This is a genomic window from Vibrio cincinnatiensis DSM 19608 (assembly GCF_900167345.1).
GTDB classification, from domain to species: Bacteria; Pseudomonadota; Gammaproteobacteria; order Enterobacterales; family Vibrionaceae; genus Vibrio; species Vibrio cincinnatiensis.
The window spans coordinates 12,721-25,078 of sequence record NZ_FUXB01000011.1; the positions used below are offsets into that span (position 1 = coordinate 12,721).

Genomic DNA, 12,358 nt, shown 5'->3' on the forward strand with positions numbered 1-12,358 from the left:
CCATCTCTTTTCACTGATGAAATGATGATAAGGCAGCGAATTCGCTGCCTTATTTTTATGCTAGATTAGACTAAACGGTGACGAGACTCACCAGCGATAAACCCTTCAATGTTATCGATTAAAATCGCCACTAAGCGCTCGATAGCACTGTCGCTTCCCCACGCCACATGTGGTGTCAGCAATAAGTTGGGCAATTCCATATTCGCCAATAAAGGGTTGTTTCTATCGGCAGGTTCTTGAGTAAACACATCAACCCCCGCACCCGCAATGCGACGCTGTTTTAATGCATCAACCAAGGCCTGCTCATCGACTAACCCACCTCGGCCAGTATTGATAAGAATGGCATTCGGTTTCATCAACGCAAATTCATCAGTACTGAGCAAATGATGAGTAGAATCCGTTAAAGGGCAATGTAAGGAGAGCACATCAGCATTCGCCACGACTTGCTCAAAGGGCGTATATCCAGCGCGACAATGCTGTGCGCCTTTATGTTCAGCCAGTAACACTTGCATTCCTAACGCTTTCGCCAGCTGTGCCGTTGCTTTGCCTAACGTTCCACTGCCGATGATTCCCATGGTACTGCCCGCAATATCACCAATAGGATGCGTAAAAAAGCAGAACTGCTTATTGCGCTGCCACTCACCCGCTGCAATATCTTGATGGTAACCCAATAAATTACGCCGCAGAGCAAACAGCATGCCGATCACATGTTCAGGAACCGATTGAACTGCATACCCTTGCACATTGCACACCGCAATCTTGTGTAATCGACAGTAGTCCACATCAACATTATTCACGCCAGTGGCTGAAACCGCGATTAAGCGCAACTGAGGTAATTGAGCCAGCACATCTGCCGTTAGCCGAACTTTATTAGTAATGGCAATATCGGCTCCCGCTAAGCGCTCGACCACTTGATCGGGTGAGGTGAGTTCATATTCTTGCCAATGGTGAGCAAAATTGAGCGAAGGTAACGAGATATGGCGTGGAATCGTCGCACGATCTAAAAAAACCACCGTAGGTAGTGACATAGCTTCTCCTTGCGCTATCCACCACCCATATTATGGTCGCGGCAGCGTTTTGTAGTCAGGTAATTTCCGCTCAGGATCAAAGTGGCGTAAAATTTCTTCCTGAGCTTCAGGGTAAAAATCACAAGGTACGAACAGGGTTCGTAACCAATGACTGCGCGGATGATAAAAACTCAGTTCAGCGGCATGCAATTCCAAACGGTTTGCAAACGCTAACGCTTCAGGAGAAGCATAAAACTCATCTCCTACAATTGGATGACCAATCGCAAGCAAATGAACCCGGAGTTGATGTGAACGTCCAGTGATAGGAAACAGACGCACAATTGCCGTTTTTTCTTCTTGTTTTACCACCTGATAAAGGGTTCTTGAGGCTTTTCCCTGTTCAAAACAGACTTTTTGCTTCGGGCGATTAGGCCAATCACAAATCAATGGGAGATCTATCTCTCCTTGTGTCTGTTCTACTTTCCCCCATACCCGAGCGTAATAGACTTTATGGGTTAAGCGATATTGAAACTGTTTTTTTAATGCCGCTTCCATGTATTTATTTTTGGCAAACAACATTAGTCCTGAGGTCGACATGTCAAGCCGATGCACGACCTGAATATCAGAGTAACGTTCGACCAATCGGCTCCACATACTGTCATAATGCTCAGCATGCTTACCGGGAACCGAAAGCAACCCTGATGGCTTATTGACAGCCAGAATATGGTCATCTTCGTACACCACATCAATCCACGGCTCAGTTGGTGGATGGTACTCAATCATTGCCATCAATTACATCTCATTTGCTCAAAACGCTGCATTATATACGTAAAGCCTATGCCGTTACAGCGACAGAAACGCTCCCGTCGCCACCTAACACTTCCTCTTATCATTGAGGTCTAACCCCGTAGAATGCATAACAAACCATGTAAATACAAATTGACACTTTAGCAAAGTATGATATTGGTATGAATTGTTGACAATAAAAACAACCCAACGACATCGCATCGTTCGGGTAACAACACTAAACAAACACAACCATAATTTATACCTAACGATTAAAGCGAGCAGCAACAAGCCGTATCACTTGTTTGCCCCTTTACCGAGGAGTCGGTAGACAGACCCTTCGCCTCATTCAATCGTTAAGGTATATAAGGAACAAGAATGGAAAATACCGTCCCTTATACATCAAACACTAAGCTCCCTTTCGCTCAACTGATTCGTTCGCTTGGCCCCGGTATTATGATGGCCGCAGCCGCCGTCGGTGGTTCACATCTGGTGGCTTCAACCAAAGCAGGGGCTATCTATGGCTGGCAATTAGCGGCTTTAATCTTACTGGTCAATCTCTTTAAGTACCCCTTCTTTAAAGCCAGCGTACAATACACCATGGGAACGGGCGAAAGCTTAGTCGAAGGGTATGCTAAATTAGGCAAACCATACTTGTGGATCTTTGCCATTCTCAGCGTCTTCTCTGGCATCGTCAATACGGCGGCACTACTGATGTTCAGTGCCAGTTTACTGGGATACTTTATTCCTTTTGAGTTATCTATGCCGACACTCAGTGCACTGATTCTTATCACTTGTTTGGTCATTCTATTGGCGGGACATTATCGAGCATTAGATGTGTTATCCAAAACCATTATGGCGGTGCTCACTCTTGCCACATTAACAGCGGTATTCATTGCGGCAACCAACCCTGCGCCAGTTACCATCGCAACACAAGCGCCTTCCCCTTGGAATATTGCCGCCATCGGTTTTATTGTCGTAACCATGGGATGGATGCCAGCCCCCATTGAAATTTCCAGCCTAACCTCGATGTGGCTGAAAAGTCAGCGCAAGCAGCAATCCGTTACCCCTCAATCCGCCTTATTTGATTTCAATGTCGGCTACATCGGTACAGCCATTTTAGCGATTGTCTTTCTTGCATTGGGTAGCTTAGTGCTTCATGGCACAGGCGTCGAATTATCTAAATCCGGAGTGGGCTTCTCTCATCAATTGGTTAGCCTATATGCCTCTACCATTGGTGAATGGTCAAGATACTTAATTGCTGTTATCGCTTTTTTCTGTATTTTTGGCAGTACCATTACGGTAATTGATGGCTATTCCCGAGTGATTGCTGAATCTCAACGACTACTAAACAATCGAGTACAGCAATCCCCACGAATTTTCCAGTCATGGATGTTTTTGGTTTCAGCATCGGCCTTAGCGATTATTATCTTTTGGGCATCAGCATTAATGCCGATGCTAGACTTTGCCATGGTGATGGCCTTTATGACCACTCCGGTTTTTGCCCTGTTGAACTATGTTCTGGTCACTCGAACTCCGCTGCCCGAAGCGCTACAAGTTGGACCAAAACTAAAAGCCCTATCCCTTTTTGGGCTCATCTACTTATTTGGCTTTCTTGCACTATTTATTTGGTGGAAGTGGTTAATGTAACGAGTGCTCTACTCTAGAAAAAATAAAGGCCTTCATGTACGAAGGCCTTTATCATTAAGAATTATTCCTTAGTTATGAGTCACCACAATCAATCGCAAGGAATCTAATTGATATTGAGCTTGTGCTATATACCCGCTCAATGCCGCAATTTGCGCTTCCAATGCCCGAATTTCCTCATCTCGAATGTTAGGATTCACCGCCTTCAACGCTAATAAACGCTCAAGCTCCGCATTCAGGCTATATTGCATCTCTTTTTCAGCCTGCTCACGAATCGCTACCACTTTTTCGCTCACCAATACATCACTTTCTGTGATCAAGCGATGAATTTCAGCCTGTACAGAGCTGACCAGCTTGCTGGCTAAATGACGATTTACTGGGCTTAATTGACGATTAAATGCTTCAAAATCCACTTGTGCAGAAAGATCATTACCACGAGCATCGAGTAAAATACGAATCGGCGTTGGGGGTAAAAAGCGGCTGATACCACTACTTTTCGGCGCTTGAGCATCAACAAGATAAACCATCTCTAATAAGATAGTTCCCACTGGCAGCGCTTTATTTTTAAGTAACGAAACGGCGCAAACCCCAACCCCTTCACTCATCAGTAAGTCGATACCCCCTTGGATCATTGGGTGCTCCCAACTGATAAAGTGCATATCTTCTCGAGAAAGAGCGGTATCACGATCAAAGGTAATCGTTGCCCCTTCATAAGGCAGGCCCGGATAACTAGGCACCATCATATGCTCAGAAGGCGTCACAACCAGCGCATTTTCACCACGATCATCTTGGTTAAGGCCAACCGTATCAAATAAACTCAAGGCAAAAGTGACTAAGTTGGTATCCCCATCTGTCTCAGCAATCGACTGAGCAATTTGCTGCGCTTTTTCACCTCCATTGGAGTGCATTTCCAGCAATCGGTCACGCCCTTGTTCTAATTGGCTTTTCAACGATTTATTCAGCTTCGCGGATTCCTCAATAACGGCATCAAGCTCACTGCTTTCTCCTGCGGCGAGCATTGGGATCAAACGCTCAGCAAACTGATCATACACCGCACGGCCAGTCGGGCAGGTTTCAGCAAAAGCATTCAAGCCTTCATCATACCAACGGGCTAAAATCGCCTGAGACGTCCCTTGTAAATAAGGCACATAAATATCGATATCATTTTGTTGGCCTATTCGATCCAAACGACCAATACGTTGCTCTAGCAGATCCGGGTTAAATGGCAGATCAAACATCACCAACTGATGAGCAAATTGGAAGTTACGCCCTTCAGATCCGATTTCACTACAGATCAGAACCTGCGCACCACCTTCTTCCTGAGCGAAATAAGCCGCCGCTTTGTCCCGATCTAAAATCGACATCCCTTCATGAAAAACCGTCGCTCGAATGCCTTCACGTTCACGCAGTGCTTGTTCTAACTGCAATGCAGTGCTCGCTCTTGAGGCAATCACTAAAATCTTTTCACTACGCTTGGCTTTAACTTTGTCAATCAACCAGTTAACACGAGAATCAAATTGCCACCAACTCGCATCATCACCTTCAAACTCTTGGAAAATCTCTTCGGGATAGAGCATTTTCATCGCTCGAGCTTCAGGACTTAGCTTGCCACCAATCATCCCTGACACTCGCATGGAGGTCGTGTACTGCTCTGGGATAACCATCGGTAGTAAATGCACATTACGCACAGGGAAACCTTTAATGGCCGCTCGAGTATTTCTAAACAGCACACGTCCCGTTCCATGGCGATCCATCAAGTTACTGATCAATTCATCACGGGCAATCGCTTTCTCTTGCTCATCCGCTTGGCTTTCTAATACCTTCAGCAGCGGCTCAACATCCTGTTCGCTCAGCAGTTCACCAATTTGGTTCTTCGCTTCATTACTAAGCACGGCACCAGAAAGTAAAGTGCTCACCGCATCAGCCACTGGGGCATACTGCGCTTCCTCTTTCACAAAAGCATCATAATCGTAGAATCGATCGGCATCGAGCAATCGTAAACGAGCAAAGTGGCTTTCACGTCCTAACTGTTCTGGCGTTGCCGTTAACAGCAATACTGCTGGTGTTCGTTCAGCCAGCGCTTCTATGACTTGGTATTCACGGCTGGGTTTTTCTTGGCTCCACAGTAAATGGTGTGCTTCATCCACCACCAACAAATCCCATTCAGCGTCTAATGCTTGCTCAAAGCGTTGGCGACTTTTGCGTAGAAAATCGAGTGAACAAAGAACGTATTGCTGAGTATCGAAAGGGTTATCCGCTTCACTAAAGGCTTCTACACAACGTTCTTCATCAAACACAGAAAAGTGAAGGTTAAAACGGCGCAGCATCTCCACCAACCATTGATGCTGAAGCGTTTCTGGCACCACAATTAAAATACGTTCGGCCCGCCCAGAAAGCACTTGTTGATGAATGATCATGCCCGCTTCAATGGTTTTACCTAGCCCAACTTCATCGGCTAAGAGCACTCGAGGGGCATAACGACGCCCCACTTCATGGGCAATGTATAACTGATGAGGAATCAAACCAGCACGCATACCACATAAACCCCGCATCGGGCTTTTATGTTGTTGATATTGATTACTCAGTGCCCGGTAACGCAGCACAAAATTGTCCATACGATCAATTTGACCGGCAAACAATTTATCTTGAGGCTTGTTAAAACGAATTTGATTACTGAGGAAAATTTCCCGAAGTGCTACGCCCGACTCATCCGTATCTTCACGAGTTCCCAGATAAGTGAATACACCTTGATCTTCAACGACTTGATCAACATGGAGTGACCAACCTTCTTGGCTATCAATGCTATCCCCCACATTAAACGTCACTCGTGTCACCGGTGCATCATGACGAGCATAAACTCGGTTTTCTTCTGATGCGGCGAACATTAATGTCACCGTGCGAGCGTCCATACCCACCACAGTGCCTAAACCTAAATCGCTTTCCGTATCACTTATCCAGCGTTGCCCCAAAGCAAAAGTCATTAATCGACTACCTCATCAATGTGGATTAGACATAAAAGTTATTAAGAACTCTACACCTGTAAAAGAAAAGTCTAATCGCTCTATTATTCCAGTGCAGAAAAAGACCGCTAATCTTACTTGAAGGTATGAAGTAGGTCACGTCCATTCCCGGCTTTTTTTCCCCAATTTCCCCTCTGACATCAAATGGTCATCTTTCCATGTCATTGGTGAATCAGTACATTGCGATACTTTGCTAGATAGCACACCTTGAAGGCAGGTAACCTGCTACGCTAAGAAGGTAAGTTCAAGCAGAGTATCAACACAGGTTTGTCTTCAGGCCACAGTGATCGAAAGTCTGACTCCAGCATACGGTGATTGTTGGCAAGTGAATGCAAACATCCATTGCACAAGGCTACTCAGTAGCAAGGAGACGCTTATGGGCGATACCGACCGGAAACTGTTTGTTCTGGATACCAACATCCTACTCCATGAACCACTCGCTATTTACTCCTTCCAAGAACATGATGTGGTCATTCCGATGACCGTCCTCGAAGAACTTGATCGAATCAAAGACAGCAAGCGCGACGTCGCCCGAGATGCCCGCGTTGCCATCCGAGCTTTAGAAACCGTCTTTCATGATGCTACTCCCGATGAAATTTCTGCTGGAATTCCACTGGTGCAGCAAGGGGCACGCGGAGGAACGATTGCCATCTTAGCGGACTACGATGTGCATGAAACCGTAAAAGCCTTCACGGATAAAGAAGGGGATAACCGAATTCTCAATGCCGTTTTACACCTACAAAATAAGCGGGCTCCCCGCGCTGTCGTGTTAGTCACTAAAGACATTAACATGCGCTTACGAGCCAAAGGAGCGGGGGTGCGTTTTGTTGAAGATTACCGTACCGATCAGCTCATTGATGACGTGCAGTACCTCACTAAAGGTTTTCAAACCCGCGCTGGAAATTTCTGGAGTAGCGTGGAAAATGTCGAAAGCTATACCTTATCGGGCAAAACCTTCCACAAACTGGCTCGGCAACCTTTCGAACCCACTTACTTAAACCAATACGTTCTGGATGAAGAGAGTGATTTTGCTGCTCGGGTAGAAAATTTGACACCAGAGTCTGTCACTCTGCGAGATTTAAGCCGAGAACGCATGATGCACCGTAAAGTCTGGGACATCACTCCGAAAAATATTTATCAAGCGATGGCATTCGATGCCTTGCTGGATCCTGACATTGATTTAGTCATTCTCACCGGAGCAGCCGGCAGTGGTAAAACTTTATTGGCCATGGCGGCGGCTTTAGAACAAACCATCGAACGGAAGATGTTCGACAAAATTATCGTGACTCGCAATACCCCTGACATTGGTGAATCCATCGGTTTCTTACCCGGCAGTGAAGAAGAAAAAATGATGCCTTGGCTTGCCGCCATTACCGATACCTTAGAAGCGCTGCATAAACACGATCACTGTACGGAAGGTTCACTTAAATACATCTGTGATAAAGCCAACATTCAATTTAAATCCATTAACTTTATGCGAGGCCGATCCATTCAAAATGCCTTTGTATTGCTCGATGAATGTCAAAACCTCACCGCTTCACAAATTAAAACCATCATTACTCGCTGCGGCGAAGGGACCAAAATAGTCTGCTCGGGTAACTTAGCGCAAATTGATTCTCACTATCTCACTCCTGTCACCTCAGGGCTCACTTACATGGTTGAGCGATTCAAAAACTTTGAAGGCAGTGCTAACATCCACCTTAATGGAGTGGTACGTAGCCGTTTAGCCGAATTTGCAGAAGAGAATTTATAACCACTAACGGCGAACAACTGAGGGTGTTCGCCATAACTATATAAAAAAAATAATTATTCACTTTTTGCGTGTTTTTATGCTTTACTAGTGCCACTATTGATCGACGACTAAGGACTGGGTATGGCTTTTAATTTACGTCATCGTAATTTTCTTAAACTGCTTGATTTCACCTCTAAAGAAATCCAGTTTCTATTAAACCTTTCAGCTGAATTGAAACAGGCAAAATACGCTGGTACCGAGCAAAAAACCTTACTCGGTAAAAATATCGCCCTGATTTTTGAAAAATCTTCCACGCGAACTCGCTGCGCATTTGAAGTTGCCGCCTTTGACCAAGGGGCTCAAGTCACGTATCTCGGGCCATCGGGCTCACAAATCGGCCATAAAGAATCCATGAAAGATACCGCCCGTGTTCTTGGACGCATGTATGATGGCATTCAATATCGTGGCTATGGACAAAAAATTGTTGAAGAATTAGGACAATACGCTGGCGTCCCTGTGTGGAACGGGTTGACCGATGAATTTCATCCGACTCAAATTTTAGCCGACTTCCTCACGATGCAAGAGCATTCACACGGAAGGCCACTTCATCAAATTAGCTTTGCTTACCTCGGTGATGCTCGTAACAATATGGGAAATTCACTCATGGTGGGCGCGGCAAAAATGGGGATGGATATTCGTTTAGTCGCCCCGAAAGCTTTTTGGCCTGAAGAAGCACTAGTGGCTACCTGTCAAACCATAGCACAGAGCACTGGCGCCACTATCACCCTAACTGAAGACGTCGCACAAGGTGTTGAAGGCTGTGATTTTCTCTATACCGATGTTTGGGTTTCGATGGGAGAAGAGGCGGCCGCTTGGGATGAACGAGTTGCTCTAATGAAACCTTATCAAATTAATATGGACGTTATCCAAGCAACGGGTAACCCTCAAGTTAAATTTATGCACTGCTTACCCGCTTTTCATAATGATGAAACCACCGTAGGCAAACAAATCGCAGAAAAATATGGTATGAACGGTTTAGAGGTCACGGAGGATGTCTTTGAATCCGATTACTCGATTGTTTTTGATCAAGCAGAAAATCGGCTGCATACCATCAAAGCGGTCATGGTTGCTACACTAGGTGCCTAACTGCGTTATTCGAGCGTAAAAGCGCTAAAGCAAACGCTTGCCTTAGCCAAAGTTCGGCGTATAATGCGCAGCAATTTGTCTGAGGGGTAGCCAATGGAAACCAGCCACATTCATCATGTTGCTAATATTCATTTCAGTGAGCAAGGGTGCTCACTTTGTATGGCGTTATTTCCTCTTACCAGAGATTGAATAGCCTCCCAGATCGGGAGGCTTTTTTATGGCTTAAAGAAAAAAGATAGGGAAGAAGATCATGGCGAATTCGCTTTACCAAAAGCACATTATCTCCATTTCTGAGCTTTCACGAGCAGAGCTGGAATTAATAGTCAAAACCGCAAGCCAATTGAAAGCGGAACCGAAGCCGGAACTGATAAAGAATAAAGTCGTCGCAAGCTGCTTCTTTGAACCATCCACCCGTACTCGCCTCTCTTTTGAAACCGCGATCCAACGCATTGGCGGCAGTGTGATTGGCTTTGATAGTGCAGGCAATACTTCACTCGCCAAAAAAGGGGAAACGCTTGCCGACTCTGTTCAAGTAATTACCGCTTATGTGGATGCCTTTGTGATTCGTCATCCACAAGAAGGAGCGGCTCGTTTAGCTTCCGAGTTTTCCAATGGTGTTCCCGTGATTAATGCCGGTGATGGTTCAAACCAGCACCCCACACAAACCTTACTTGATCTCTTTACCTTATTTGAAACCCAAGGTCGTTTAGATAATCTCAATATCGCCTTTGTGGGCGATCTCAAATACGGCCGTACGGTTCACTCGTTAACCCAAGCCTTAGCTAAATTTGATAATAACCGCTTCTTCTTCGTGGCACCGGAAGCGCTGGCCATGCCTGATTATATTTGTGAAGAACTCGATGAAGCCGGCCTGCAATACAGTTGCCATAATGATATGGAAAGTATCATTCCCGAACTCGATATTCTGTATATGACCCGAGTTCAGAAAGAACGTTTTGATGAATCAGAATATGCACATATCAAATCTGCCTATGTGTTAACAGCATCACTCTTAGAAGAGGCTCGAGACAACATGAAAGTGCTGCACCCACTTCCTCGTGTTGATGAAATCACCACCGATGTCGATAAAACGCCACATGCGTACTTCTTTCAACAAGCAGAAAATGGCGTCTATGCCCGTGAAGCCTTACTCGCCCTTGTGTTAAATGAGTCACTGTAATTGGAGCCTATGATGAACAAAGAAACCAAACTGCAAGTTGAAGCCATCAAGAATGGTACAGTGATTGACCACATTCCCGCTAAAGTCGGCATTAAAGTGCTGAGACTGTTTGATATGCATAACAGCAACCAGAGAGTAACCATTGGGTTAAACCTGCCCTCTTCCGCTCTCGGGCATAAAGATTTGCTAAAAATTGAGAATGTCTTTATCAGCGAAGATCAGGCCAACAAATTAGCCTTGTATGCTCCTCATGCTACGGTTAATCAAATTGAAGATTATCAAGTCGTTAAAAAGCTCGCCCTTGAGTTGCCAGAAAAGATCAATAATGTCTTTGCTTGCCCGAACAGCAACTGTATTTCCCATAATGAGCCCGTTGAAAGCAGCTTTTGCATTGTTGAAAAAAACAACGACATTCGCTTGAAATGTAAATATTGCGAGAAGGTCTTTTCACGTGAAGTGGTGACAGAGCGCGAAGCCTAAACTCAGCCTCACTCCCGATGTGATCCCACATCGGGAGTGACAAGTTTGCACCGATTCTACTTTATTGTCTCTTTACCTCATTCACCTTTAAGGGCACACTAAAACTTCTTTTCAATCACCAAGATGGAATCACCAGCATGACAAAAGTTCTGCATACTGACTCAGCACCCGCTGCAATAGGTCCTTACGTTCAAGGTGTCGATTTAGGTAATATGGTCCTCACTTCAGGCCAGATCCCAGTTAACCCCGAGACAGGCGATATTCCGACAGGTATTGCCGCTCAAGCGCGCCAATCTTTAGAGAATGTCAAAGCCGTGGTTGAATCCTCCGGTTTAACAGTGGGTGATATCGTCAAAATGACGGTCTTTGTTAAAGATTTGAATGATTTTTCAACCGTCAACCAAGTCTATGGACAATTTTTTGATGAGCATAATGTCGCTCATTACCCCGCTCGCTCTTGTGTGGAAGTAGCTCGCTTGCCAAAAGATGTGGGCATTGAGATTGAGGCGATAGCGGTCCGAAAATAACGGCAATCAACAATATTCCAATAAAAAAGGTTGCTTAAAAGCAACCTTTTTTATTTATTGATGTGAATGCACATTCGGTCCATTAAGCATGGAGACTTCAGCATCTAACTCGGTTAATTTCTCCAACATATCCTGATGGCACTGTCGAGAAAGCGCACGAACATCCTCTTTGCTTAACCCTTCTGTACTAACCGGAGAAAGCATTTCCACAATGACGTGTCCATTATTCCATCGATTCAGTTTTAGGTGATCCGTTGAGCTGCACACAATGGGAATAATCGGAACTTGAGCGCCAATCGCTGCATGAAAAGCTCCAGCTTTAAAAGGCAATAACCCTCGACCACGCGAACGTGTTCCTTCCGGAAACATCCAGACGGAAACATCACTCTTTCTCATACTGTCAACCACTTGATCAATCGTTCCTTTGGCTTTGGATTTATTGGCACGATCAATCAAAATATTCCCCGTCAACCAATACAACTGACCAAACAGTGGCATCCAAGCTAAGCTTTTCTTACCCACAGTCACCACTTTGGGTGTGACTGCCGCCGATACAGTAAAAAGGTCCCACGTATTTTGATGGTTCGCAATATAAATGGCTTGACCTCGTTGATAAGCATTTTCTGGGATGCGCAGTTCCAACGTGATACCAAAAACTTTCGACATGGCAGCAAACATGCGGCCAAAGGTAAAGACATGCTTTGGGTTGCGAGGGCTCAATAGACAGTAGCCACACCCAAAAATAAACATAATGATAGCAAACAACATTACTGCCAATATGCGAATTAAAGCAATCATTCAGATTCTCCGAAGCGCTTAAATAAAAAAGCCGA

The 12,358-nt window shown here is 45.1% G+C and carries 10 protein-coding genes; 6 read left to right on the top strand and 4 right to left on the bottom strand.

The window, feature by feature from the left end; genetic code table 11:
* Nucleotides 1-65: 65 nt before the first annotated feature.
* Together B5D54_RS11110 and rluA are read right to left on the bottom strand one after the other, a co-directional pair.
* A complete protein-coding gene (locus B5D54_RS11110; protein WP_078926619.1) occupies nt 66-1,028 on the bottom strand; it encodes a D-2-hydroxyacid dehydrogenase in 963 nt (320 codons plus the stop codon).
* 30 nt (nt 1,029-1,058) lie between these two features.
* Complete coding sequence (gene rluA, locus B5D54_RS11115) at nt 1,059-1,796, bottom strand: bifunctional tRNA pseudouridine(32) synthase/23S rRNA pseudouridine(746) synthase RluA (RefSeq protein ID WP_078926620.1); 738 nt, start codon at nt 1,794-1,796, stop codon at nt 1,059-1,061.
* A gap of 375 nt (nt 1,797-2,171) precedes the next feature.
* Between rluA and B5D54_RS11120 the strand changes: the two genes are divergently transcribed.
* Entirely contained in the window at nt 2,172-3,443 is a 1,272-nt protein-coding gene (locus B5D54_RS11120) for an Nramp family divalent metal transporter (protein WP_078926621.1), read from the top strand.
* A gap of 68 nt (nt 3,444-3,511) precedes the next feature.
* On the opposite strand, the gene rapA is transcribed toward B5D54_RS11120, so the two are convergent.
* Complete coding sequence (rapA, locus tag B5D54_RS11125; protein ID WP_078926622.1) at nt 3,512-6,421, bottom strand: RNA polymerase-associated protein RapA; 2,910 nt, start codon at nt 6,419-6,421, stop codon at nt 3,512-3,514.
* Nucleotides 6,422-6,836: 415 nt separating this feature from the next.
* Here rapA and B5D54_RS11130 point away from each other — a divergent pair, with 415 nt between their 5' ends.
* The 5 genes from B5D54_RS11130 to B5D54_RS11150 all read left to right on the top strand — a co-directional run bounded on the left by B5D54_RS11130 (nt 6,837) and on the right by B5D54_RS11150 (nt 11,525).
* Nucleotides 6,837-8,213, top strand: a complete 1,377-nt coding sequence (locus tag B5D54_RS11130; RefSeq protein WP_078926623.1) for a PhoH family protein — start codon at nt 6,837-6,839, stop codon at nt 8,211-8,213.
* 120 nt (nt 8,214-8,333) lie between these two features.
* On the top strand, nt 8,334-9,338 hold the full coding sequence (locus tag B5D54_RS11135; RefSeq protein WP_078926624.1) for an ornithine carbamoyltransferase: 1,005 nt from the start codon (nt 8,334-8,336) through the stop codon (nt 9,336-9,338).
* Between the two features lie 250 nt (nt 9,339-9,588).
* Complete coding sequence (pyrB, locus tag B5D54_RS11140; RefSeq protein WP_078926625.1) at nt 9,589-10,518, top strand: aspartate carbamoyltransferase; 930 nt, start codon at nt 9,589-9,591, stop codon at nt 10,516-10,518.
* Nucleotides 10,519-10,530: 12 nt separating this feature from the next.
* Complete coding sequence (pyrI, locus tag B5D54_RS11145) at nt 10,531-10,998, top strand: aspartate carbamoyltransferase regulatory subunit (RefSeq protein WP_078926626.1); 468 nt, start codon at nt 10,531-10,533, stop codon at nt 10,996-10,998.
* Between the two features lie 137 nt (nt 10,999-11,135).
* Complete coding sequence (locus B5D54_RS11150; RefSeq protein ID WP_078926627.1) at nt 11,136-11,525, top strand: RidA family protein; 390 nt, start codon at nt 11,136-11,138, stop codon at nt 11,523-11,525.
* A 54-nt stretch (nt 11,526-11,579) separates the two neighbouring features.
* On the opposite strand, the gene B5D54_RS11155 is transcribed toward B5D54_RS11150, so the two are convergent.
* Nucleotides 11,580-12,323, bottom strand: a complete 744-nt coding sequence (locus B5D54_RS11155) for a 1-acylglycerol-3-phosphate O-acyltransferase (protein ID WP_078926628.1) — start codon at nt 12,321-12,323, stop codon at nt 11,580-11,582.
* Nucleotides 12,324-12,358: the final 35 nt, after the last annotated feature.

Coding starts and splice junctions, on each gene's coding strand:
- B5D54_RS11110 (WP_078926619.1), bottom strand. CDS start 1,028: ATGTCACTACCTACGGTGGTTTTTTTAGATCGTGCGACGATTCCACGC.
- rluA (WP_078926620.1), bottom strand. CDS start 1,796: ATGGCAATGATTGAGTACCATCCACCAACTGAGCCGTGGATTGATGTG.
- B5D54_RS11120 (WP_078926621.1), top strand. CDS start 2,172: ATGGAAAATACCGTCCCTTATACATCAAACACTAAGCTCCCTTTCGCT.
- rapA (WP_078926622.1), bottom strand. CDS start 6,421: ATGACTTTTGCTTTGGGGCAACGCTGGATAAGTGATACGGAAAGCGAT.
- B5D54_RS11130 (WP_078926623.1), top strand. CDS start 6,837: ATGGGCGATACCGACCGGAAACTGTTTGTTCTGGATACCAACATCCTA.
- B5D54_RS11135 (WP_078926624.1), top strand. CDS start 8,334: ATGGCTTTTAATTTACGTCATCGTAATTTTCTTAAACTGCTTGATTTC.
- pyrB (WP_078926625.1), top strand. CDS start 9,589: ATGGCGAATTCGCTTTACCAAAAGCACATTATCTCCATTTCTGAGCTT.
- pyrI (WP_078926626.1), top strand. CDS start 10,531: ATGAACAAAGAAACCAAACTGCAAGTTGAAGCCATCAAGAATGGTACA.
- B5D54_RS11150 (WP_078926627.1), top strand. CDS start 11,136: ATGACAAAAGTTCTGCATACTGACTCAGCACCCGCTGCAATAGGTCCT.
- B5D54_RS11155 (WP_078926628.1), bottom strand. CDS start 12,323: ATGATTGCTTTAATTCGCATATTGGCAGTAATGTTGTTTGCTATCATT.